The sequence below is a fragment of the Thermoactinomyces daqus genome (assembly GCF_000763315.1).
Lineage (GTDB): Bacteria > Bacillota > Bacilli > Thermoactinomycetales > Thermoactinomycetaceae > Thermoactinomyces_A > Thermoactinomyces_A daqus.
On sequence record NZ_JPST01000018.1, the window covers coordinates 1 to 21175 of the forward strand.

The window sequence follows — 21175 nt, forward strand, 5'->3', positions numbered from 1 at the left end:
CCTTCTTTGTCAACAACCTCACTCTGCCTATTGGCAGAGTCAGGGTTTGAAGAGCATGGGTGAACGATATTTCCTGTGTCGTCAGACTTGAGTGAACCGCCGTATACCGAACGGTACGTACGGTGGTGTGAGAGGACGGGGGTTAGTCGCCCCCTCCTACTCAATTTCTTCATTGAGCGATAAATTTTACCCATGTTCCATCTGGATAATCCTCTAATTGATTTCCAACCCATGCGCCAGCTCCTCTGTTGTCAGAAGGAGAGATAGTAGGGTAAGGTAAGAACCCGGCGCCTTATTGAGTTAGGCCTAACCATAGATTGCTTAACCCCGGTTAGACGTTCCTAACAACAGGTTTCCAAGAACTCCCCTCCGAACCGTACGTACACCTCTCGATGTATACGGCTCTCCATATCAGTCTAGCCTGCCTTGGTGTAAGTCAAAGTGGCAAGGCTTCTGATTTTGAGGCTAGACTATCTAACACCACTTTTGGACTTCTCATGAGCCTCACGCTTCCTCCCAATTTGGTGTTAGACTGATAAGCTGTTCCCCTTCGCCATGTACTAGGCTTTCCCTAGCTCAGACTACTACGGGAACTCCGTCACCATATTGGATATTCAGACACCTTCGTGCCATAGCCACGAAGTGGCATTCCAACATAGGTGATCCCTGTTTAGACAATTAGGAAAGGGCTTGTCATAATTTCGGATGCGACGTTCGTCCTTTACCTCTTACAGAGGTCGGTTAGTCATGGGTCACGCTAGTAACACCGTACGCTAAAGCGTTACTACAGGATATGTGTATCCGGTAAACACACGTTTCATGACTAAACAACGTTCCTAGCTACCTTTCGTTGTTGACGCCGTCCCCTTGCACTGTCGTTCAAGCAGTTTAGCCTTCATCCTTGTTTATGACTTTTCATCTCGCCATTCAGTCGTACTGTGGTAACTCAGTAACTTATGGCTTTTCCAACATGCTACACTCTCCACTCGGTTTCCCTAGCGTATAAGTTGGATGATGACATTTGTTCTGACCTTTTGCCTGCACCTTGCCCACAGGTGATTTCCGCCCTTACAGGCGCACTCGGACATCAGCACCCGTACCACTTTCGAGGCACATTTCCATTGGCCATTCGTCTCGATCATAACCATCGATCGGGGGATAATGAGCCAATGACTCGTCCCGTCTTTCATCTGCTCCGTCCCGGTCAATGGTACAAATATCGGGATGACCAGCTACAATGGCATCCCGAATGTGATCTCCAGTCTCCGGGTAATGATCAAGTGGGAAGTAAAGTACAACATCATAATCGCTATAGGACTGAATAGGGTTGGTTAAAATGCTATGAGGAAAAGCGGCAAATGTAGAACAAGCTAACGTCACAGCAAACACAAAATAGTGAAGGAGTTTGAGCATATCGTCCCTCTAATTTATCAAAAAATTCTATCAATAATTAATAAGGCTACCTATCAGTGTGAACATGATATATAACAAATGATTTATACAAGAATTACGTCTACTAATGTTTTTTTGTTGAAGATAAAGGAAAACAGAAGACTAGCTCGAATTAGATATGCTGATATTGCATTTTATCCGAATGTACAGAGTATGCTTTGTCTATTAATAAATTGCTTATTAATTTAGCTTTGGGTGTCTGTTATCATCACGTGAAGTCACAAAAAGCAATACTCCACTTTTGCCTGTTATATCAAAGTGAATACAAAGAGCTTGAAGCAATTGGAGGTTGATTTATGCCTAGAGATGAACTTGAAAGGTATGGTATGCAAGTTCCTTATAAGGATGAGGATAAAACAAAATCGGCTTTTGTATCATTAAAATTAGCACTTAAAGCTTACTTTTCAACAGATATTGTCCACCATCACGATCTGGATGGAATAAATGTAGACACGGAGCACGATGAATATCTTACAACTTTACTTAGATATCAGGAAATTTATTTGCAAACAATCTTCCATTTTCATCATTTTTTCGAACTCTTAATTAAGGATACATTACGAAAAGTCCATCCGTTACTTCCTGTTAAGCTGTCTAAGCTAGATGATAAGAACAGTAAAAAGATTATTGAAGTAATGAATAATACGAGGGCTATATTCCGAGATGAAACAGTGGAGTTTTCAACTGCTTTAAGTAGGCTAGTAAGCTTAACGAGAACAGATTATAATCAGCCTCTATGTGAATTGTTCAAAAATGATTACAATCATAGAACCCTGACCTTTTTAAATCAATGTCGAAATAGGGCTTGGCACAAAGGAACTTGGGTTCTTAGGTACACTGAATTAGATAAGTTTATTGGCCAAAGAGTTTTGCCGCTGGTCTTGGAGGCAATTAATAATTCTCTCTATAAAGGCTTTGAGAGATCTTGGATGTACGAGAAGCCGATTGCATCAATAGATCCTATACAGAACATTATTGATCTGACGAAAAAAGATCAGATTGACTACAATCAGATAGCTTTAAATAAGGCTATTGGAAGAGCATGTTATAATATTCCCAAAAAAGGTAGGATGTTATTTAAAAGTTATAAAAGAAGTAAAGGTGTATTGAAAGCAAAGGCCTTGATAGAAGAAAGTGGCGATATCTATGATATTAGGGAATGTTTTGTATGTGGATATGAATCTTTAATTCTATTTAAAGAGGAAGACTGGGATTACGATGACAATGGGGAAATGATTGATGGATGGTGGAAAATATTGATGGCCGAGTGCGAGACCTGCAAGCTAAAAATTTTTGATCGTTTCGGAGAGCCTTCTGTATATGATAGTAATATACCTAAGTTATGGCTGGGCGGAGACCTCAAATAGATCCTTTTGAATGAAACGCCAAGTTGGAGTATGTGTTATTGTTAAGGACATAATAGTCGTTAAAAGATTGTTCGAAAAGATATCAGCAAACCCACAATTTTTAAGAAGATCGTGGGTTTGTTTAATTAATGTAAGATTAAGACTAGCTCCACTGAGCTAGAAGGTTATCAATGTGAAATGATTAGAACTTTTTGTGATAAACAATGAACCCTGCTTTCCATCAATTCCCGCTTGACATAATATATTGCTATAAAAAATACATAAGCGGACGGTGAGGGGAATTTGAGGCGATTTGATGTAAGTAAAGTTTTTCAACTCTTCATCATCGTTTTTCTCTTCGCATTTGTTGGCATAAGTATTTTGGGTAGCGGTCAAGTTTTTGCCAGTGGAAGCAGCTTTAATGTTCCCCACGTGAATGATCACTTTGAAAAGGTTCAACAGGGCCCGGCACCGACGAAAGAGCAATCATTGAACCAGGCTGAGAGTACTCTCAAATGGTTAGGAAGAGCATTCCTCAGCAAATTGAAATGGTTAGAAGGAATTGAGCACAAAGCTTTCAACAAAGCAAAGAAGGGTGATTGGCGGGCTGGCCTTTTTGGGACTGTCCTCTTTATTCTGATTGCACGAGCAAGCTACAAGAGCGGGATCGCAAAATCTGCGATGGATTTTGTAAACATGATCCTCCACCCTGTTGATACTGTGATCGGGATATTAAATGGGGTATTAAATTTTATCTTGCATCCTATCCAAACGCTAAAGGCGATATGGAAAAGCATTTTTGATTCGTTTAAACGGGATGTCATCAATGGTGATCAAATAAGTAGCAACAAATGGGCTGGGTATGTCGCCGGGACTGTAGCAGGAACAAAAGGCGTAGGTTCTTTTACCAAACTGGCTAAAGTGGCACTGGTAAGCAGAGTCTCCAAGGTCAGCAGAGCAGCCGAACTGGGGCAATTGGGCCGGATCGGAAGAGGGATCAACCTCGTTCAAGAAACAGCTCGAAAACTCCGTATCCCGCAGACCGTCTCCAAGGTGAGAGGTGCACTTTCCACACTGCGGAAGACGATCCTCAGCAACAAGATCGCCGCTTCGGTTATCACCGTTGCAAGCATCACTACTGGTCTTCTTGCCCTTGATCCTGAGGCCGTCGTCCAGGCGTTTAACAAAATCACGGTAACCGCTGAGAAATTTGAAGTCAAAACGGCATTTAAAAATGCGGAAAAATGTTTTGGTTACCAACCGGTGCGGAAATATTTTGCGTCGTTTAAGTTACCCGGGAGCGAACTATTTGGTTGCTTGTATGCAGCTGAGGGTAAAAGTGGCGGAGAAAGACCTAATCCGGTAGCCACTGGAGGACGAAAACCTCCTGAACAAATACATCCCAATTATGGTGAAACTGGAGTTGACAGTAACGGAAGGTACGTAATTGATATTGAAGGTAATAAACGCTATTTTAATATTTCTGGTAAAGCCGGAAAAACGCAGACAGTAGAAATTGATGGAGAAGAAGTAGAGGTAACATATAATGATATTGGAGAAGGGTTTCCTGATTTTGATGATTTTACTGTTTATGAGGAAGTTTTACATAAGAGTAGATGGTACCAAGGCGATGCAACTCAATTTGATTATCTAAATAAATCCCTTGGTTATGTGATGAGGACAGATTCGAAAATTAAAAATGATATCGAAAACCATTTCATTGAAACACTAGAGTTTGGTACTGGTCCTGGTAACCCAGCTACTAAATTAAAGAAGTTCTTTAGGGTGAGCGGTTTAAGGAGCAAGTTGACACAAGAAGAGTATGATACATTAATAAGAGGACAAGGATCTACGACTTTGGTTAACAAGCTAAATCATGACCCTGAACTAAAAAGAGAATTTTTGGATAAACTTGAGGAGTATATTAATGATGGTAATACACCTATTGGTTATGTGTGGCATCATCATGAAGGTCTCGGTAAAGATAAAGGATCAAAGGACCCAGGAACTATGCAACTTGTAGAAAATAAAGTTCATGTGAAAAATCCTCACCTTGGTGGAAGAAAAACATGGGGAGGCGACCATAGATAAAAAATAGTATATTAGATAGTGGAGGCGAAGACGATGAATTTAGAAGATATTAAGTCCAAGATTAAAACGAATATAAAGCAAGAGCATACGGAATTTGAAGAAAACATGAAAACCGTGGTGACTTTTCCTTACCATCCCATGACGAAAGTGATTCACTTCTACTTTGACATTGATGAACTTTTTTATGAGGCAAGGCCGCTACCTAAAGATGACTTTTTTGGACAAATTATTTCCGTCGATAAAAATGGAAATCAAATAAGTGATTCTTCTTTGGAAAGTGCAGTTTTTGCTTGCGAACCCTTTGAGGGGCTTGACTTGGTCTGGATTGAAGATCATGAGGATTATGATTACGAGTTAATAGATGAAGTAATGGACTATGCAAGAAATTATTACGCAAATTACTTATGTGATTTATATTTTCAATTAGGGGGTAAGAATTTACCCTATCATATTGTTTTTCAACAAACTGATTCTTCAAAAGCATTTTATTTCCAAGATAGAACTTGGTATGAAGAAGCGGAACTTAATGCAAAAATTAAAAACACATAATGTAGGGCATGTGTTATTCTACTATTATTGGTACAGCGGTCAAGTAATTTGAGTGAAAATCCTCAGAAACCTCCCATTAGTGTCAGATTTCAAGAGTAATAAACGTGTCCAATAGAAACCAGGCAAATTAAAGAAAAAATGGTGGTAAGGAAGAACCACTGCTTGACCACATTTTGACCACACACTAATAGTAACTAGGGTGAACCAGAGTAGAAATGGAACTGCGAAGAATCCCAATTTCATGCGGGTTTTTCAACGAAAGTACATTCAAATTCACCCGGATAATCGGGCGAAGACACACTGGCAGTGTAGAGGTCAGCGGTTCGAGCCCGCTATGCTCCACCAACCAAAACCCTTGAGAATTCAGGGGTTTTTCTTATTATGTAAGGCGGGGGATAGTCGAGGAGAGTGCTGATTGCAAACATTTTGCAAACATACACTCAATGGCGATTTACTTTGGAAATCTTGCTATTTTCGAGGAACATTTTTTCGAATCGATCAACGGCTTCCTGTTGCATATTAGGGAGAACATGACTGTAAATGTCCATTGTGATTCGTGTATTTGAATGGCCTAGCCTTTCGGACACAATTTTCGGATGCTCCCCTTGTTTTAACATTAGGGTGGCATGTGTGTGCCGCAAGTCATGAAACCTAATATCAGGTAGATTGGCTTTTTTTATGATTCTGTAGAAGCTTCTTAGAAGATTTCTTGGGCTGACCGGGGTTCCGACCGATGTTGCCACAATCAGATCATTATCCTGGTAACCCGCACCTGCTAGTAATTTTTCTTGGTTCTGTATTCTTTTGTGCTTCTTTAACTCTTCGATCGTAGTAGACGGAAGGGAAACTGAACGAATGCTGCCTTTGGTTTTAGGCTCTTGTAATACTGGCTTCCCATTCACTACTACTAAATTCTTTCTTATACTTGCAGTTTTAGCCTCAAAATTGATGTCTTTCCACCGTAGCCCAAGGATTTCGCCTCTTCGTAGCCCGGTTGTGATCGCGAGAAGAAATGCTATATATAATCGATCTTTTCTTGCGTGGTCAAGGAACAAAGTGACTTCTTCAGGTTCCAATGTGATGATATCCTTTTTTCCAAGAGCTGGAGGATCAGCTAAGTCTGCAACATTTCGACTGAGCAATTGCCATTTTACTGCATGACCTAGTGCTTCTTTAAGAATTACGTGAAGGTATCTTACTGTGTGCGGTGATAAACCCCCTTCCCCATCAACCCTTCCATTTGTGAGCTTCTCATTGTAAAAGCGTTGCAAATGCATAGGTTGAAGCTGTTGTAAAGTGATCGCACCTAAAGTGGGAATAATATGTGCATTGATATAGGTTTTGTACGTTTGAAGCGTTGATGGTCTCAAAGCAGTCTTTGCGTAGTCTTCTAGCCACCGTTCCATATATTCTTTTAAGGTTGTTTTAGCAGGTTCAACAAAGGTCCCCTGCTCAAGTTCATGAATTTTTTGGATCAGTGCTTTTTCGGCTTCTTTTTTAGTTTTAAACCCGCTAAACCATTTCTGCTTCCGCTTGCCTGTTTGTGGGTCTTGTCCAATATCTAATACAAAGCACCATTTACTCCCTCTCTTACGAACATGTCCTTTCATACAGTTCCCCCTACCAATCAGATACTAAGCTCCCCTACCTATGGCTCAGACTCTTTTCACTATTTCTGTATCTTGCAAGGCACTCCCAAGAACAAAAGTGGTTTTCTGCATAGGTGTTGGGGAGCTTGGTTAGCATTGTAATCCAGTTCTCCGGTAAAACCAAGCTCTTTTTCTTTCTCTCACATTGATCACATGCATAAAGAATCATGATCGTTTCCCCGGATAGTTTTTCTTTATCTTTGCTGATAGAAATATCTATTTTGTTGACTATAAAACATCTGTTGAACCCATTCTTCGGATGTTAAGTAACTTAAATCGAAATTGAACCATTTCTTCAGTTACTTGGAAATAATCAGCCAATTCATGGAAGGTGGTAATCCCCTTAGAATAAGCACGTATGAGCTTTTTGAATGGAATTAAGAATTCCGCAGCCCAACGCATAGCCCTAAACTCGATCCGACCGATCTCTATTGCTTTCCGGTTGTTAAGCCGTTGATGGCAGACGGCTATGCCGCAAGATGTAAAGTGATGTCCCAGTTCCTCCGCAAAAATACATCGGAAATACGGGTCATTATGAACAATTCTGTTGGCAAATACGATCAAGGGTGGGCGATTCAATGAATTCAAATAGATAGCTTCCAGGGGCGGATCTAACTCTTTGTACCAAATTTCAATGCCTTCTTGATTCGCAATGTTAAATAAGTCCAATGACATCCGATATCCGCCTCCTGTACAGTAAAAGTAATAGATACCGTTTGTATATAAAATATTACATACAAACAGGTATTACTACTTTTATTCGGAGCGTTTGTTGATTTTTTGTCCAATTGATTAAAGTTTTTTGTTAATCAACCTTTCTGGGATATGTCTTCAAATAGGCAATAATGATTTCGCGTAACTGCTCCTGCGCTTGTGGGGGCAGTTTTTTCGTGTAATCGCCAAGTTGATGAAGGCATAAAGTATCGATTTCATCAAATACATGGTCCTTGTCATTCTCTCTCTCAGGAATCTTTGGATTTTCAGAGCGACCAGCAAGATATTCAAGAGATACTTCAAGAAGATTTGCGATATTGGTAAGCTGCTCGAAATCTGGCTGTCTTCCACCATTTTCGTAGCGATTTACCGTGGATTCTTTCACACCAAGTGCAGATGCGAGTTGAGCTTGTGTCCAACCTTTTCTTTTTCTAGCCAGTCTGAGGCGATCCCCTAAAATTGACATAGTATTCACCTCCCTTGATCGGATTGAAGTTGCCATTTTGGTAATTTCGATACGGCAATTATACATAACCGAAAAGGTAAAATCAATAGAGACAAATGCCATTACGTAAGTTTTCTTACTTGACATTTGCCATAACGGAAAGTAGGATATAGATATAATGACAAAACGGAAATATCCACATTCCTTAATGGAAGGGTGGTGATTGTTCTGAGTAAACCTATGCAAACCTGTGATGTCCTGATTGATCTTAAAAAGATCAAACGACTTAGGATTCACAAGGGGTTTAGCCAAGAGTTTATGTCAAAGTTTCTAGGATATAAAAGTGTGCTTGGATACCACTACCTTGAAAAAGGCAGATGCCAGATGAAAGCGGAGCATTTAATCATGATCGCTGATTTGTTTCAAGTGAGTTTGGACGAGCTCTATGTAAAAGTCTATCCGTTACGTTCCACAGGAACTCAGAGAGGTGAGGTACATTGCGACTAGGGCAAATGACAATCCCATCATCGTCAAATTCGCAATTGGATAAATCGCGTGAACTATTACATATTCTTGAGCGGATGATCGAAATTGTTGAAACCAAGGAGATGGAAGATAAACCTTTAGCTTTAACGGTTAAACAAGCTGCTGAGCAACTGCAAGTATCTGTACCTACGTTAAGAGAGCATTTCCTTTGTCGTCCGGATTTTCCAAAGGTTCGGGCTGGAACGAGATTTCTGATTCCCCGGAAAGCCTTGGAGGAATGGCTGAATAGTCAAGCTTCGATAAATCATGGCTAGATTTTGGGTACTGAAAGGGGGTGGTTTTGTGGTTTAAGAGAGATGATGGTGAAAGCAAAAAGCCCGCTTGTGGCGACAAGCGAGCTTAAAAAAGAAATTTGGATACCTCTAGTCTAACAGATCGACAGACTGGAGGTCAACGGAGGGAATCGTTATCCCTCCAACGGACGGTATTTTGGCTGATGTACATGTGCCAAATAAAACGAGGTGAGCGAGTAATGAAATTCGCCGAAAACAACACCAATATTCTCGCGGCCTTTGTGAAGTTTCAAGGACTGGTAAAAAACCCGCCCAAAAATCAAACAGCTACGATTCATACCAAGAACGGAGGATCTTACTCGTACAAGTATGCAGATTTGGCCCACATTGCAGATGTGATTCGTCAACCTATGAAAGAAAGTGGCTTAGGTTGGTTTCAAAACGCTGTACGGGATGAGAACAACAAGGTTATTGGAATTTACACGATTCTGGTTCACGAATCGGGAGAAATGATTGAGTTTGAACCAATCCCGGTGAAAGAAGACGAGAGGAATCAAACCAATACGGCATCGCAAAAGCAAGGATCAGCCATTACCTACGCCAGACGGTACTCTCTAAGCCTGGCCTTAGGACTTGCAGCAGATGAGGATAGTGATGCGGTTCCGGTTCAGCCCGTAAGTGATAAACAGAAGCAACCAAAATCCCAGTTCAAAAAGCTGAATCGACACGAGCAACAGCCTTCCAAGCAAAAAGACTTGGCTGCGTGGAACCAACTGGCGGAAGAGAACCAAGAAGAAACGAAACAACAAAAAGGAAATGGAGCGCAGAGAAGACGTTTCTTTGCAATTTGTGGTGAAAAGAAGATCACCACCAAAAGGCAAAAAGCCATCGTGTACGCCTTCACGAAAAAATCGAGTCGAGCGGATGTCACGGATGAAGAATTCGCGGATATCAACAAGTTCTTGAGCAAGGATAAGAACAATTCCTTGAGCAATGCAACAGAAATTGAAATCGTGAGAGCCGTCAATGAATTCAAAGAAAAACAAGCGACATCTTCCAGTCAAGAATCTGATGACAATTTGGAAGCTGGAGAACCAGTTGAAACCACATCCTCTAGGGACCAGCAGATTGCCTCAGACCAAGAAGGAAATCAGGATTTGGGACTGGACAATGAGCGATTGGATGAGGAAATCCATGTGGAGATGGAGGATGGAGTAGATGGAAACCAATTATCTGCGACTTCCTGAGTATCATGTGATTGACTCGGAACAGGTGGAGGAATTGGAACGGATTCGGATTCAGATTCTCCAAGCATTGGACCTCGGACATACGGAAGCCATTCGTCGCATTCTGGACGATGACCTGGTTTACACCATTCGTCAAATCAAGCAGTCTGTATAAAATCGGGCAGCCGGGTGGCTGGCCTGCCCGGTTTGCTCCCAAGAAAGGGAGAAAGAGATGTTCATCAGAAAAGCTGAAATTTGCATGGTTGACAATAAAACCATTGAAGTGTTGGGTCAAGATTCCCAACGGGTCTTCGAAATTTCACTTGACCATGAAGAAGGGTACAAATTCCCGAACTTGATCATTGAAAGGGAAGAAAAACGGATTTTCATCCCAGGAAGCCAAATTGCCTCCATTTGGTTTTATGAGCATCGTGAGGCAAATGAGGTTCAAAAGCAGATTGATTTGAAATGGGAAAAAGTCGAAGACTTAACGAGAATCAAGTCGGAATCAGATTTATTGTGGTTCTGCGATGGGAAAGGCAACACCTTTATTCGATCCCCAAAATCAACCGAATCCGTCCTTGTTTCGACCAACCCCGTTGTTGCACGGCTTCTGAAAGGGATTGAAGCACTGGAAGATCAAAGAAATCAATTACTCCAATCCGCAGGTGATGAAGATGAAAAAGAATAAGGATCGCATTGTATTTCAAGCTGTTGTCAATAAACCGGTTGATCATCTGCGAGAGGGAGATCCCATCGTTTGTGCCCAAAAACAAATGGACACCATTGCTTCGATCTTTACGGTTAACGGGCGAACGGTCATCAAGACAAAAAACTTTGGTTGCTATTTTGCCGAAGATTTGGTGGTTCGTCTGTGAAAAAGATCATCATGAAAGCAAAGTTGGTTGACGGTTCAGACGTTCAGTTCGATTTTTTCGAGATCAAGTTGATGATTGACCTCCGGGTTAAGGAGAGCATCATTTACATCAAGTATCGAGGTAAGAATTACTCAGTAAAAAAAGAGTCCATCGACTTCAACGTGATTGGGTAAAAGCTGACGACATATGTGTCTGACTAGTCTGTCGATTTGGGGTGGTCTTTGTGCCGCCCTCTATCAAAGGATGTGAACCAAAATGGTAATCAATGAAATCAGCTTGCATGATTTCTTGGAGGAACAAGAGCAAATCAAAGAGCATTTCGTGGTTGACTCACCGGAAAAAGCCAATTGGGTACTTAGAAAAATCAAAGCTCTTCAAAGCAAAATAGCTGGCAACATCGCTCTGGCTGAATCAGAGATCGAAAAAATTTATGCTTGGCTTGAAATGGTGAACGGACAAATTGACTGGGATTTGGATTACTTGACTGGATTGTTGACGGCTTATGCAAATGAGTTAAGGCACGAAGACCCTGAATTTAAATCAATGAATTTGCCGAACGGGAAGATTGGATTCCGCAAGCAGCAGCCTAAATGGAACTATCAAGAGAAAACCTTGGTTCAATCGCTCAAAGATTTGGGCCGCATCGACTTAATTCGTATCAAAGAGGAGCCGGATAAAAACGGGCTCAGAAAAGCATTTAAAATTCAGGGCAATCGAGTTGTGGACCCGGAAACCGGTATGGTTATCGACGGGGTGTCGGTAGAACATCGGGAGGATGAATTGAAAATCGAGATTGTGAAATAGACGGGATATCTTGGCAAGGGACGGACTAACCACCGTCCTTTGAAAGCGGAGGGTTACATCCAGTGATGATGGTTCTTTCCCCCGGTGACACTCTGCCTCTGGGGGGAAAGATAGCCGACCCTCATTGAGTACAGTACGGAGCAAGAAAGGATTGTTTGGAGGAACTTTAAGATATGCTGGTGATCCGATAGGTGTGACATTCGCTCATGGCGTGATTTTAAAGGGGTTTTAGACATGAACTATTTGTTGGAGATTAGGGCATTTTATGACCGGCTTGAGGTAAAACCATTGTCCGCATCCGCGATTGCACTGTGGCACGCCTTGATGCACACATGCAATAAAACCGGATGGGCAGAAGAGTTTTCCGTAGCTGTCACGGTGCTATCTCACAAATCCGGACTATCAGAACGAAGTGTTGCAAATGCAAGAAACGAGTTGAAAACAAAGGGGTTTATTGACTTCAAATCCCGATCGGGGAACCGATCAGCCATTTACAAATTAAACCGCTTGTCTGCAAATATTGCCGACAAATTTTCCGACAGTGTTTCCGACAATCTTTCCGGCTCTGCTTCCGACAGTGTTTCCGGCAATCCTTCCATATTAAATAAACAAAACAAAACGAAACAAAAAAAAGATCATCGTCGCAAGTACGATGATGATTCTGAGTATATGAAAATGGCAAAGTACCTGCTGAGGAAGATCCATGAATGGAATCCAGATTATGAAGCCAAGAACATGCAAAAATGGGCGGATGATTGCCGAAAGATATTGACCATCGATAAACGGGATAAAAAGACGATTGTTGCTGTGATTGATTGGGCGACCAGTCACCACTTTTGGCAAAGCAATATTCTTTCACCCGAAAAGCTAAGAAAACAATTTCAAACCTTACTGGCGCAGATGAATAGCAGAAACGGCAATGTCGTTCGATTTCCTGAGAGAGATCGTGCCAGAGAGCAAAAGGAAATCAGCGAACAGGCAAGGATTATTGCCTTTAATCGGTGGGTGGCGGCAGGACACAGTCCTGAAGATATAAAGGGATTTCACGCATGGTTAGAGAGGGGAGCTGATCCAAATGAACTTGGAACAGCTAAAAATCATTGAGGCCGAACAAGCTGTGATTGGTTCGGTCTTGATTGACAACAAAGTAATGGATGATCTGGCTTTTCTGTTGGAAGCGAGGGATTTTAGCACTTTTGCCCATGAAATGATTTGGAAAGCCATGCTCTACATGCATTCAAACGATAAAGTGATCGACCCGATTACGCTTACTGAAATGCTGGTCATCTACAAACGTTTGGACGAAGTTGGAGGGGTTCCTTACTTGAATGAACTGGCCGCAGCCGTCCCGACTTCCGCAAATGCCAAGCACTATGCCGAGATCGTGAGAAAGCGGTCGATCCGGCGGCGTGTCGCTACCGTCGGTGAACAAATCAAACAATTAGTCCTTCAGGATCAATTTGAGAATAATGAAGATCTGTTCAGGCGAATTGAGCAGTTGGCCGATTCTGTCAGGCCAGGTATCCGAAATGACCTGGTTCATATCAAGGATACCCGGAAAGACTATATGGACTACTTGAGACAAAAAGATGACCTGATTCTTACCGGTTTCAAGCAATTTGATGAATGGATGGGTGGACTGGGGCGAGGATGGCTTTATATCCTTGCCGCACGGCCATCTGTTGGGAAGACGGCAAAAATGCTGAAAATGGCAAGAGGAATCGCAGCGCAAGATCATGGAGCGGTGGCAATCATCAGCCAGGAAATGAAAAAAGAAGCCCTTTATAACCGTATGATTGCCTCCATCACGGGAATCCCTGTTAACCGGTTGCGGTTGAAAAAGCTAACCCCCACGGAATTTGAAGAAGTGGATCAAGCATTTAATCAGCTTGAACAGTTGCCGCTTCATATTGCCGATGGGAAAGCCGTCACAATCGATGAAGTCCGGTCGATGGCCCGGCAATTGAAAAGGAAATACGGTCGATTGGGAGCGATCTTCATCGACTACCTGGGCATCATGAATATTCCTCAACCAACAGGGATGACAAGGGCGCAGGCGGTCGGGGAAGTCAGCAAAAAAGCCAAGAACTTAGCAATGGAAGTGGATTGTCCGTTGATTATGCTCGCCCAAATGAATCGGGAGGGCAAAAAAGCGCTGAAACCATCGTTAGAACACCTTAGGGAAAGTGGCGATATTGAACAAGATGCAGATGTCGTGGAGTTTCTTTGGGAGAACCCGGAGGACATGAATCCCGGATTACACTTGATCGGAGCCAGGGTCGTTCAGTCTTTCATTGCGAAAGGGCGAGATATTGGAGTAAACGAGTTTCGATATGCTTTCAAAGGTTGGATTCAGGACTTTGTTGATTTGCCACCATTAAAGAAAGAGTGAACGATATGACGGGATTTCATATTCCGCCGATTACAACAGATGAGCAATATGTTGAATACTTGGAACGGATCGTAAAGGGGGCACAGTATTTAGAAAATCCACTGATTAAGCCGGAGGATTACGCAAAAGGCATGAAGCTGTATGACGCTCTTTGTGAAAGAGTCTTGCAATACGGGGGAGATCATTTGAATCGTTGGCATGTTTATAACTGGTTAAAATATCGGTTTTTAAATTCCAATGTTAAGCCGGCAAGAGACGAAGTGTTATCCACTTTTCCGGAACTCTCTCCAGAGGAGATTGACGAGGGAATTGCCGAGTTCGAGAACTCAATTAGATGGAAAGGGGTGGGGAACGATGGGGAAAAGACATAAAAGGATCAAACAGCTTTTAGAACTGGAAGAAGCCAAAAAGAAGAAGCATCTCTGTGCGGGTTGTGTATGGCTTCTTACCGGGAAGGTCTGCATGTTCCATCATTGTGTAAAGCAGGAAGGTTGGACACTTGTTCGATACAAAACTTCTTGAACCAAGGGAGTGGAGCAGGATGGGAGTGCCGAGAGAAGAAAAATTGAAAACAGGAACCTTCAAACATATAGAGTCTGAGCTTTATTCTTATTGGGATACGGTAAAGGAAGTAAGAAGATTAAGAGCGGAGATTTTACATTCAACCCCGTATTTTGAGAATATCGGCGGTGGGAGAACCTCTCTTCCCAGTGACCCAACGGGCAAAACCGTTACTCTATTGATCGCCCACCGGAGGATTGAGCAGTTAGAAAAAATTGTAGAGGCGATCCGTACCGTTTATGACCGATTACCCGAAGAGAAAAAGAAACTTGTTCAACTGAAATACTGGACAACCCCTCAAGAACTTACATGGGAAGGGATTGCCAGACAAATTCCTGTGAGCAGGCGAACCGCTATTGCCTGGAGAGATGAAATCGTGTTGCAAATTGCGAATCAACTGGGTTGGAGATAGTGTAAGATATGATTTTGACAAAGGATAAATACCTAAAAAGCGAAGTTGGAGACAAAGATATGGAGGCTGGGCGAATGAAATTGGCAGAGAAAAACATATATGCGGGAAGCGAAAGTTCTCTTAGAATCATCGCACGTAAAGGCGAAAAAGAGGTATTGGTGAATAAAGATGAGTTGAAATGGCATGAGCTGGGTGGAAGACATGCGGTTTTGACACTAGAGGAAATCGCAGCACAGTTAATCTCTCTTGGGTATCATCCTGTGTTCTATGTTGGATGGAGTTGGGTGTTTCCGGAACGATTTATAGCTATGGGAACTATGATTCTCCTTTATGGGTTGAACATGGAATAACCCGGGGGTATGCATGAACTGGAACGTGTAGAAGAGGGAAGCCAGGGCACAGAATCAGCAACAGTTATAAATGTTGATGCTCTAAATCGCTCTGTCCCCTATATCTCTAAAAAGATGGTGTAGTTTCGCACCTTGATTGCACTTTTGGGCTTATAAAATGTTGTAATATGATATTGGAAGTCGGAGTAGCGGTAAACCCATTGCATACATACGTCGCCACTTTCTTTATTTCGGAAGGGCGGCGTTTTCTTTTGCTATGGTGATCACGAAAATGAAGCCAGCCTTGGTCGAAAGGTAACCAAGGCATGCGCGGGTTAGTCAGGCCCGCTTGGCTTCAATCTTTATTATACAGTAAAAATAGTAATTTTAAGAGCGGAATAGTGAATGTTGGCGTTATTCAACCAATGATAGTGTATTCAATAACACCCTTATGTATGACTTTTTTAAAAAGTTTAACTATGTATTAGGATGATAATAGGTCAAATGACCAAATCATCACGGAAACAGCCTAGTCAACTGTTTCCGAAAACACAGAAAGGGTGTTGTTGATGAACCAATCATGGATTGATGTATGGTACCAAGCTGCGCTTCAAAATACTTGGGTTCGGGAAGCGCACGCGAAAGATCCGTTGCTCAAAGACGATTTTTATGAGTGCAACGGTCTCGATGAACTGTTCAAATGGGTGAAAAGCAGGCAGTCAACCGGTTCTGCTTTTTACTACGATGACATTTGCTTTATCAATGTCGGAATGGAAGGCGACGGTTTTGACTGGATGGTCTTGAAACAAGGGGATGTGTATTTGGAATATTACACGCCTCCTCGTAATATGGACAAGTACGATTTTTACAGACTCATTCAACGCATTGAAACCGAAACGCTGGAAGAATTCTGGAGATAAACACGCGGGAACGGGGGCCGGTGGGATTCCACCGTCCTCCTTTCAATAGAACGGCATTTTCATACCTGAGGGGAATGTCATGATGAGCGGAAATCAAAAAGGTGAATTGGTCCGGATCGTGGTCAAGGAGCCATTCAAAACGTATCAAGTGATGGAAGTTCCAAAAGGGAACTTTGAGCGGCTTCGTGAAATCATTGGCTGCACTTACTTGGACTTTATCAATCTGGGTGCTGGATTGACAATGGCCATTGATGATTGTGGAAAGCTGGATCGGAAGCCAGCCAATCTGAAACCAAGAAAACCCGGTGTGAACGATGTGTTCTTTGGTACTGTTATTTCATGAATGATGAGTTTCGATCGTTGACGGATGACGAGATCGAGATGTTGTTATCGACATTACCGATTCATTTTCACTCTGTTACTGAAGAAGAAAACAAACGGATTGACCCGGATGACTATATCGAAACTCATATCATTGTTTGGTGAGGGTTCGACCAGACGAAAAAATGTGGATTTCAGGCCGATGGCGGTTGCCGTCGGTTTCTTAAAATAAAAAGAAGCCAGCCTTGGTAGGAGGACCAAGGCATGTCTGCGGGTTGGTCAGGCCCGCTTAGGCTTCGTAATTTTAAGTATATCAAAAGTGTAGATAGAGTTGGACAGTGTATGACGAGTTACCTATGAGTATCTATGTGTATGAAATTTTTAAATAGAGCGGTAATAAAGTAGGATGATAATAGATCGATTTACCAAACCGTTAATCAATCGGTGAAACGGCCTGGTCAACGGGCAACACGTAGGAGGGTGTTGAAAATGACGGAAAACTCGAATTGCTCATCTGCCATTCCTTACTGGAGGAAGCAGAAGATGAACTGCACATCCAATGTTTCGAAGATGCAGGGGTTTTAACCTACAACAAAGGGCTGGTCATTCGGACGAAAGACGGATCAGAATTCCAGGTAACGATTGTTCGATTTCGTAACGGAACGGCCTGATCGTCCTGAGAAGTAGCCAAGTAAAAAGTGCGGGAAGGGAGTGGTCACCCTTTCCGCTTCCCAACACTGAGGAGGGTGTTAAAGATGAAAAAAGATTGGAAGAAAGTTTGGTATCAGGTTGGAATGGACAATCCTTGGATCAGCGAAGCGTACGACCCGGAATTCTCCGTTGACATGCTGGCTGAGTGTAAGGATCACGAAGACTTGTGGGAGAATTTGTCTCACGGAAACTGGTGCTTGGGACAGGGCTTCCATTTGGGCGAGATTTGCTTCATCAATCAAATCGATGGCGGGGACGAATGGTTGGTGATCAAACAGAACCAGCCCTTTGAATCCTTTACGGTAAGTGCGATGGGCAAAGAAAAGTTTCTTTACAACCTGAAATGTATTGAAAAAGCAACGCTCGAACAATGCAGGCGGCTTGAATATACGGACGTAGAGCTTGAAGAGGAGGAAGCTGTTTAATGTACACCTCCAACTTCGCAAACGTGCAAAAGATCATTGAAGCAGGGCTGAGGCCGGTGGCAATCTCCATCGGCCTTCCTAAAATGTATAAAGGCGAACATGAGTTCCGGTTGGCCCCAACCTGGGCCATGTTGAAAATGCCGCGTGAAGAATATGATCGGCTCTTTCTCAAGAAACTCGCGAGTCTTGATCCGGTTCAGTTATATCAATCATTGGGAGAAGATGCTGTGCTTCTCTGTTTTGAAAAACATAACGACTGGTGTCATCGGCGTTTGGTGGCAGAATGGTTCGAGTCGGAACTTGGCATTGTGGTTCCTGAGTTTGGTTTTGATAGAAGTGAAACGCTTCCTTATTGCCAGTGCGGTACTAAAAAGAAAGACGATGATTCAGATATTCAAGGGAGTCTCTTCTGATGAAGAAGAAAACGGAACTGGCGAGGGAAGCCTACATGAGCGGCAATGTGAAGGAAGCGTTACGGATCGCAAAATCTTTTCGGATTGGTCTGAGCCAAAAATGATCGGGATAAGATCGTGCGGGCATATGAGTGTTTGGTTCATCCCGATTTTTACCTCATGCTCGGGAAGTCCCCGGAGGATGAGATTGAGAAAGGCAAACGGGTTTTCGAGGAAAAAATTCTTTGAGGGAGCGGATAATATGCAAAATCAATTTCTTTATGAAGTGGTTTCGGATTTTAGGGTAGAGACATTTGAATCAGCAGATGAGTTAACGGCGAAATATGAACGATCCGGTTATTGGGAATCGCGAGTAACAAGTGAAGAATTAAACTATCAGCCGACGTTGTCGGGTTTCAACGGGCCGATGTATGGTGGAATCAGAGACGGAAAAATTGTGATTCGATATGAATCGTCAAGTGTTTATGCGGCTCTTTCAATATAAATAAAGGGAAGTCCCTGGGATCAATTCTCAGGGATTTCTTATTTGTTAAGGGCAAAGGGTGTGGATGGATGTTTGTGGGCAGTATTAACCAAGATCTGCGCTGTTTGGTGTCGGAGGTTACAAGAGGATGGGATACCCAAGATGTTTATATCGGCTGCTCGGGCAACTTCACGATTGAGCGAATCTTAAAGGATCGAGGATTTAATCTGTACGGAAATGATGTGAGTTTATATACCTGCACGATTGGGCATCATCTGGCCGGGAAAGATTGGGATATCTGTGTTAAACACGACGATTGGCAGTGGTTGGAGGAGTACATGCAGGATGGAGTGAGCCGGATCGCAACGTTGCTCTTATGCACAACGATGTTAGATGGATTTAATCGGAAAGAGCCTTTTTTCATGCGGAGGCGCGAAGCATACCGGAAACAATGGGATCGTCTTCTTACGGAAACTTGCGAGAGGGTGTTGAAAGGGATCGAGGGAGTCCACCTGGCTGATTTTTGGCCCGGTGACGTGGTAGAGTGGACTCTTATCGCACCAAGAGAGGCCGGATTTATCAGTTTCCCCCCTACCTATAAAGGCGGATATGAAAAGTTGTATAAGGCATTCAATGAAGTATTTCACTGGAACGAACCGGCCTATGAGATTTTCGATAAAGATCGATTGAAAACAATGGTTGAATATGTGAAACAGAAAAAATGGTGGATGATGGCTCGTGATGAGCCGATTGAAGGCCTGGAGGAATATGAAGTCGGACGGATGCAGACCTCGCTTCGGAGCAAGCCTGTGATTGTCTATGCAAACAAAGCGCCTTTGCGGATCACCATGCCGCACCAGAAAACGCAAGTCGTGAACATTCCCAGGTTTACTGAGAAAGACGTGATCATGGAGAATTCAAAGCTGTCAATCATGAAGATCACCCAGGGACAGATGAATACATTGCGGAGTTTGTATTTAAACCCCGGGATCGCGCCTGCATCTGCGACGTTAAATCTGGCAGTATTAATCGATGGTAAGTTGATCGGGGCGATCGGTTTGTCCCGTCCCCAGCATGGGCAAGGTGGAGCCTATTTGATGACCGACTTCGTGATCCGGCCCGTGAGATATAAGCGGCTTTCCAAACTTATTTTGGCAGCCGTTCTAAGTACCGAGGTCAAGCTGATGATTGAGCAGGGCATCAACAGTCGGGTTCAGATCATTGCTACGACCGCTTTTACCGACAAACCCGTTTCAATGAAGTACCGGGGGTTATTTTGGTTGCAGAGCCGAAAAGAGAATCCGAGCAGGCTCAACTATTGGGGGAATGCAGGGAAATGGTCGCTGGAGGAGGGGCTAAAATGGTGGCTCAAGAAACACAGCAAGTCGACCAACTGAATGAGCGGATACCTGGCCCTTTCAAGTTAAAGGTAATTTCTATTGACGAGTGTGAACTGCTTGAAAAGAACGCTCGATACATGAAAAACGAGACCTTTCAAAATCTGGTCAATAATATCAAACGGGACGGGGGATTATCCTCTATCCCGTTTTGTTATCTCACGGAAGAAGGAAAGTACCGTGTCTTGAGCGGCAACCATCGGGTACAGGCGGCGAAAGTGGCGGGATTCACTGAACTACTGGTGATATACACAGACAAGCCTATGACCAGGGACGAGCAGATCGCGGTCCAGCTTGCCCATAATTCGCTGGTGGGTGAAGATGATCCGGTCATTTTGCAGGAGCTGTACAACGAGATTGAGGACTTGACCCTTAAATACTATTCGGGACTGGATGACAAGGTCTTGGAACAGCTTGAAAAAGTCCAAGTCATGGGATTGACCGAAGCGCAATTGGATTATTTGTCTCTCTCTTTTGTCTTTTTGCCGGAGGAAGCGGAGCGGCTGGTAGAAGTATTGGAAAAGGTGAAAAACGAGCTTGCTTCTGATGCGATCCTTGCCCGTAACACCGAATACAGTCGCCTGCTGGATACTGTGGCAAAAACGCAGGGAGCGTACAACATCCACAACGGAGAAACAGCAATCATGTTGATCCTTGATGTGTTTGAACGACACCAAGAAGATTTAAAGGCCGGTTGGTTGGACGAAGAAGGAGAAGTTATCCACAAAAACTTTGTGCCTATTTCCAGTGTGATCGGAACGGACATGATTCCTGCTCCCACCGCAGAGATCATTCTACGGGCAGTTGAAAAAATGATGTCCGCGGGTGACATTACAAGCAAAAACAAATGGCAAGCGTTGGAGTATTGGGCAGCCGAATATTTGAGTGGTGAGTAATC

28 protein-coding genes and 1 pseudogene are annotated in these 21175 nt (G+C 43.0%); 24 read left to right on the forward strand and 5 right to left on the reverse strand.

Features of this window, described 5'->3' with window-relative positions:
- Positions 1-169 precede the first annotated feature (169 nt).
- A pseudogene (locus JG50_RS19305) lies at positions 170-265 on the reverse strand (NucA/NucB deoxyribonuclease domain-containing protein); the annotation flags it as partial.
- Between the two features lie 803 nt (positions 266-1068).
- Positions 1069-1413, reverse strand: coding sequence for a hypothetical protein (locus JG50_RS0108890; protein WP_052154138.1), 345 nt, complete (start codon positions 1411-1413; stop codon positions 1069-1071).
- 335 nt (positions 1414-1748) lie between these two features.
- On the opposite strand from JG50_RS0108890, the gene JG50_RS0108895 reads away from it, so the two are divergent.
- From JG50_RS0108895 to JG50_RS0108905, 3 genes are all read left to right on the forward strand, one after another.
- Complete coding sequence (locus JG50_RS0108895) at positions 1749-2819, forward strand: hypothetical protein (protein ID WP_033100780.1); 1071 nt, start codon at positions 1749-1751, stop codon at positions 2817-2819.
- Between the two features lie 282 nt (positions 2820-3101).
- Complete coding sequence (locus tag JG50_RS18775; RefSeq protein WP_052154139.1) at positions 3102-4889, forward strand: HNH endonuclease; 1788 nt, start codon at positions 3102-3104, stop codon at positions 4887-4889.
- Positions 4890-4922: 33 nt separating this feature from the next.
- Entirely contained in the window at positions 4923-5438 is a 516-nt protein-coding gene (locus JG50_RS0108905; RefSeq protein WP_033100781.1) for a hypothetical protein, read from the forward strand.
- A gap of 440 nt (positions 5439-5878) precedes the next feature.
- On the opposite strand, the gene JG50_RS0108910 is transcribed toward JG50_RS0108905, so the two are convergent.
- The 3 genes from JG50_RS0108910 to JG50_RS20030 all read right to left on the reverse strand — a co-directional run bounded on the left by JG50_RS0108910 (position 5879) and on the right by JG50_RS20030 (position 8267).
- Positions 5879-7048, reverse strand: coding sequence for a site-specific integrase (locus JG50_RS0108910; RefSeq protein ID WP_033100782.1), 1170 nt, complete (start codon positions 7046-7048; stop codon positions 5879-5881).
- Between the two features lie 267 nt (positions 7049-7315).
- A complete protein-coding gene (locus JG50_RS18780) occupies positions 7316-7762 on the reverse strand; it encodes an ImmA/IrrE family metallo-endopeptidase (RefSeq protein ID WP_052154140.1) in 447 nt (148 codons plus the stop codon).
- Between the two features lie 130 nt (positions 7763-7892).
- Entirely contained in the window at positions 7893-8267 is a 375-nt protein-coding gene (locus JG50_RS20030; RefSeq protein ID WP_052154141.1) for a helix-turn-helix domain-containing protein, read from the reverse strand.
- 219 nt (positions 8268-8486) lie between these two features.
- On the opposite strand from JG50_RS20030, the gene JG50_RS20975 reads away from it, so the two are divergent.
- From JG50_RS20975 to JG50_RS0109020, 21 genes are all read left to right on the forward strand, one after another.
- Complete coding sequence (locus tag JG50_RS20975; RefSeq protein WP_052154149.1) at positions 8487-8753, forward strand: helix-turn-helix domain-containing protein; 267 nt, start codon at positions 8487-8489, stop codon at positions 8751-8753.
- Positions 8744-9046 carry a helix-turn-helix domain-containing protein gene (locus tag JG50_RS0108930; protein ID WP_033100783.1) on the forward strand — a complete coding sequence of 101 codons (303 nt, stop codon included), beginning with the start codon at positions 8744-8746 and terminating at the stop codon, positions 9044-9046. Before JG50_RS20975 ends, JG50_RS0108930 begins: the two co-directional genes overlap by 10 nt.
- A 218-nt stretch (positions 9047-9264) precedes the next feature.
- Positions 9265-10272 carry an ERF family protein gene (locus JG50_RS18790; protein WP_052154142.1) on the forward strand — a complete coding sequence of 336 codons (1008 nt, stop codon included), beginning with the start codon at positions 9265-9267 and terminating at the stop codon, positions 10270-10272.
- The gene (locus tag JG50_RS0108940) at positions 10244-10426 is read left to right on the forward strand and encodes a hypothetical protein (RefSeq protein ID WP_033100784.1); all 183 of its coding nucleotides are present in this window, start codon (positions 10244-10246) and stop codon (positions 10424-10426) included. Before JG50_RS18790 ends, JG50_RS0108940 begins: the two co-directional genes overlap by 29 nt.
- A gap of 57 nt (positions 10427-10483) precedes the next feature.
- Positions 10484-10942, forward strand: coding sequence for a hypothetical protein (locus JG50_RS0108945; RefSeq protein ID WP_033100785.1), 459 nt, complete (start codon positions 10484-10486; stop codon positions 10940-10942).
- The gene (locus JG50_RS0108950) at positions 10929-11129 is read left to right on the forward strand and encodes a hypothetical protein (protein WP_033100786.1); all 201 of its coding nucleotides are present in this window, start codon (positions 10929-10931) and stop codon (positions 11127-11129) included. Before JG50_RS0108945 ends, JG50_RS0108950 begins: the two co-directional genes overlap by 14 nt.
- Positions 11126-11302 carry a hypothetical protein gene (locus tag JG50_RS20035; protein WP_160173833.1) on the forward strand — a complete coding sequence of 59 codons (177 nt, stop codon included), beginning with the start codon at positions 11126-11128 and terminating at the stop codon, positions 11300-11302. Before JG50_RS0108950 ends, JG50_RS20035 begins: the two co-directional genes overlap by 4 nt.
- Before the next feature lie 82 nt (positions 11303-11384).
- Positions 11385-11933: a host-nuclease inhibitor Gam family protein gene (locus JG50_RS0108955; RefSeq protein ID WP_052154143.1), complete on the forward strand. Its 549-nt coding sequence runs from the start codon at positions 11385-11387 to the stop codon at positions 11931-11933.
- A 288-nt stretch (positions 11934-12221) separates the two neighbouring features.
- Positions 12222-13037 carry a helix-turn-helix domain-containing protein gene (locus JG50_RS18795; protein WP_200880750.1) on the forward strand — a complete coding sequence of 272 codons (816 nt, stop codon included), beginning with the start codon at positions 12222-12224 and terminating at the stop codon, positions 13035-13037.
- Positions 13009-14325, forward strand: a complete 1317-nt coding sequence (locus tag JG50_RS0108970; RefSeq protein WP_033100787.1) for a replicative DNA helicase — start codon at positions 13009-13011, stop codon at positions 14323-14325. The genes JG50_RS18795 and JG50_RS0108970 overlap by 29 nt, the downstream gene beginning before the upstream one ends.
- 5 nt (positions 14326-14330) lie before the next feature.
- Positions 14331-14696 (forward strand): hypothetical protein, encoded by a 366-nt coding sequence (locus tag JG50_RS0108975; protein ID WP_033100788.1) that lies wholly within the window; start codon positions 14331-14333, stop codon positions 14694-14696.
- Between the two features lie 170 nt (positions 14697-14866).
- A complete protein-coding gene (locus JG50_RS0108980; RefSeq protein ID WP_033100789.1) occupies positions 14867-15298 on the forward strand; it encodes a RinA family phage transcriptional regulator in 432 nt (143 codons plus the stop codon).
- A gap of 74 nt (positions 15299-15372) precedes the next feature.
- Positions 15373-15648: a hypothetical protein gene (locus tag JG50_RS0108985; protein WP_152568527.1), complete on the forward strand. Its 276-nt coding sequence runs from the start codon at positions 15373-15375 to the stop codon at positions 15646-15648.
- Between the two features lie 548 nt (positions 15649-16196).
- Positions 16197-16547 (forward strand): hypothetical protein, encoded by a 351-nt coding sequence (locus tag JG50_RS0108990; RefSeq protein WP_033100791.1) that lies wholly within the window; start codon positions 16197-16199, stop codon positions 16545-16547.
- 82 nt (positions 16548-16629) lie between these two features.
- Positions 16630-16890: a DUF3846 domain-containing protein gene (locus JG50_RS0108995; protein ID WP_033100792.1), complete on the forward strand. Its 261-nt coding sequence runs from the start codon at positions 16630-16632 to the stop codon at positions 16888-16890.
- Complete coding sequence (locus tag JG50_RS20040) at positions 16887-17033, forward strand: hypothetical protein (protein ID WP_160173834.1); 147 nt, start codon at positions 16887-16889, stop codon at positions 17031-17033. Before JG50_RS0108995 ends, JG50_RS20040 begins: the two co-directional genes overlap by 4 nt.
- Positions 17034-17623: 590 nt before the next feature.
- Complete coding sequence (locus tag JG50_RS0109000; protein WP_033100793.1) at positions 17624-18004, forward strand: hypothetical protein; 381 nt, start codon at positions 17624-17626, stop codon at positions 18002-18004.
- Positions 18004-18417, forward strand: coding sequence for a DUF488 family protein (locus tag JG50_RS20455; protein ID WP_052154145.1), 414 nt, complete (start codon positions 18004-18006; stop codon positions 18415-18417). Before JG50_RS0109000 ends, JG50_RS20455 begins: the two co-directional genes overlap by 1 nt.
- Positions 18418-18604: 187 nt before the next feature.
- Positions 18605-18901: a hypothetical protein gene (locus JG50_RS0109010; RefSeq protein WP_152568529.1), complete on the forward strand. Its 297-nt coding sequence runs from the start codon at positions 18605-18607 to the stop codon at positions 18899-18901.
- 68 nt (positions 18902-18969) lie between these two features.
- On the forward strand, positions 18970-20277 hold the full coding sequence (locus JG50_RS0109015; protein ID WP_033100795.1) for a putative antirestriction adenine methyltransferase: 1308 nt from the start codon (positions 18970-18972) through the stop codon (positions 20275-20277).
- A complete protein-coding gene (locus tag JG50_RS0109020; protein ID WP_033100796.1) occupies positions 20241-21173 on the forward strand; it encodes a ParB N-terminal domain-containing protein in 933 nt (310 codons plus the stop codon). The genes JG50_RS0109015 and JG50_RS0109020 overlap by 37 nt, the downstream gene beginning before the upstream one ends.
- Positions 21174-21175: the final 2 nt, after the last annotated feature.

What these genes read in the sequence shown, in the direction of transcription:
- JG50_RS0108890 (WP_052154138.1), bottom strand. Translation starts at nt 1,413, where the DNA reads ATGCTCAAACTCCTTCACTATTTTGTGTTTGCTGTGACGTTAGCTTGT.
- JG50_RS0108895 (WP_033100780.1), top strand. Translation starts at nt 1,749, where the DNA reads ATGCCTAGAGATGAACTTGAAAGGTATGGTATGCAAGTTCCTTATAAG.
- JG50_RS0108905 (WP_033100781.1), top strand. Translation starts at nt 4,923, where the DNA reads ATGAATTTAGAAGATATTAAGTCCAAGATTAAAACGAATATAAAGCAA.
- JG50_RS0108910 (WP_033100782.1), bottom strand. Translation starts at nt 7,048, where the DNA reads ATGAAAGGACATGTTCGTAAGAGAGGGAGTAAATGGTGCTTTGTATTA.
- JG50_RS18780 (WP_052154140.1), bottom strand. Translation starts at nt 7,762, where the DNA reads ATGTCATTGGACTTATTTAACATTGCGAATCAAGAAGGCATTGAAATT.
- JG50_RS20030 (WP_052154141.1), bottom strand. Translation starts at nt 8,267, where the DNA reads ATGTCAATTTTAGGGGATCGCCTCAGACTGGCTAGAAAAAGAAAAGGT.
- JG50_RS20975 (WP_052154149.1), top strand. Translation starts at nt 8,487, where the DNA reads ATGCAAACCTGTGATGTCCTGATTGATCTTAAAAAGATCAAACGACTT.
- JG50_RS18790 (WP_052154142.1), top strand. Translation starts at nt 9,265, where the DNA reads ATGAAATTCGCCGAAAACAACACCAATATTCTCGCGGCCTTTGTGAAG.
- JG50_RS0108940 (WP_033100784.1), top strand. Translation starts at nt 10,244, where the DNA reads ATGGAAACCAATTATCTGCGACTTCCTGAGTATCATGTGATTGACTCG.
- JG50_RS0108945 (WP_033100785.1), top strand. Translation starts at nt 10,484, where the DNA reads ATGTTCATCAGAAAAGCTGAAATTTGCATGGTTGACAATAAAACCATT.
- JG50_RS0108950 (WP_033100786.1), top strand. Translation starts at nt 10,929, where the DNA reads ATGAAAAAGAATAAGGATCGCATTGTATTTCAAGCTGTTGTCAATAAA.
- JG50_RS0108955 (WP_052154143.1), top strand. Translation starts at nt 11,385, where the DNA reads ATGGTAATCAATGAAATCAGCTTGCATGATTTCTTGGAGGAACAAGAG.
- JG50_RS0108970 (WP_033100787.1), top strand. Translation starts at nt 13,009, where the DNA reads ATGAACTTGGAACAGCTAAAAATCATTGAGGCCGAACAAGCTGTGATT.
- JG50_RS0108975 (WP_033100788.1), top strand. Translation starts at nt 14,331, where the DNA reads ATGACGGGATTTCATATTCCGCCGATTACAACAGATGAGCAATATGTT.
- JG50_RS0108980 (WP_033100789.1), top strand. Translation starts at nt 14,867, where the DNA reads ATGGGAGTGCCGAGAGAAGAAAAATTGAAAACAGGAACCTTCAAACAT.
- JG50_RS0108985 (WP_152568527.1), top strand. Translation starts at nt 15,373, where the DNA reads ATGAAATTGGCAGAGAAAAACATATATGCGGGAAGCGAAAGTTCTCTT.
- JG50_RS0108990 (WP_033100791.1), top strand. Translation starts at nt 16,197, where the DNA reads ATGAACCAATCATGGATTGATGTATGGTACCAAGCTGCGCTTCAAAAT.
- JG50_RS0108995 (WP_033100792.1), top strand. Translation starts at nt 16,630, where the DNA reads ATGAGCGGAAATCAAAAAGGTGAATTGGTCCGGATCGTGGTCAAGGAG.
- JG50_RS20040 (WP_160173834.1), top strand. Translation starts at nt 16,887, where the DNA reads ATGAATGATGAGTTTCGATCGTTGACGGATGACGAGATCGAGATGTTG.
- JG50_RS0109000 (WP_033100793.1), top strand. Translation starts at nt 17,624, where the DNA reads ATGAAAAAAGATTGGAAGAAAGTTTGGTATCAGGTTGGAATGGACAAT.
- JG50_RS20455 (WP_052154145.1), top strand. Translation starts at nt 18,004, where the DNA reads ATGTACACCTCCAACTTCGCAAACGTGCAAAAGATCATTGAAGCAGGG.
- JG50_RS0109015 (WP_033100795.1), top strand. Translation starts at nt 18,970, where the DNA reads ATGTTTGTGGGCAGTATTAACCAAGATCTGCGCTGTTTGGTGTCGGAG.
- JG50_RS0109020 (WP_033100796.1), top strand. Translation starts at nt 20,241, where the DNA reads ATGGTGGCTCAAGAAACACAGCAAGTCGACCAACTGAATGAGCGGATA.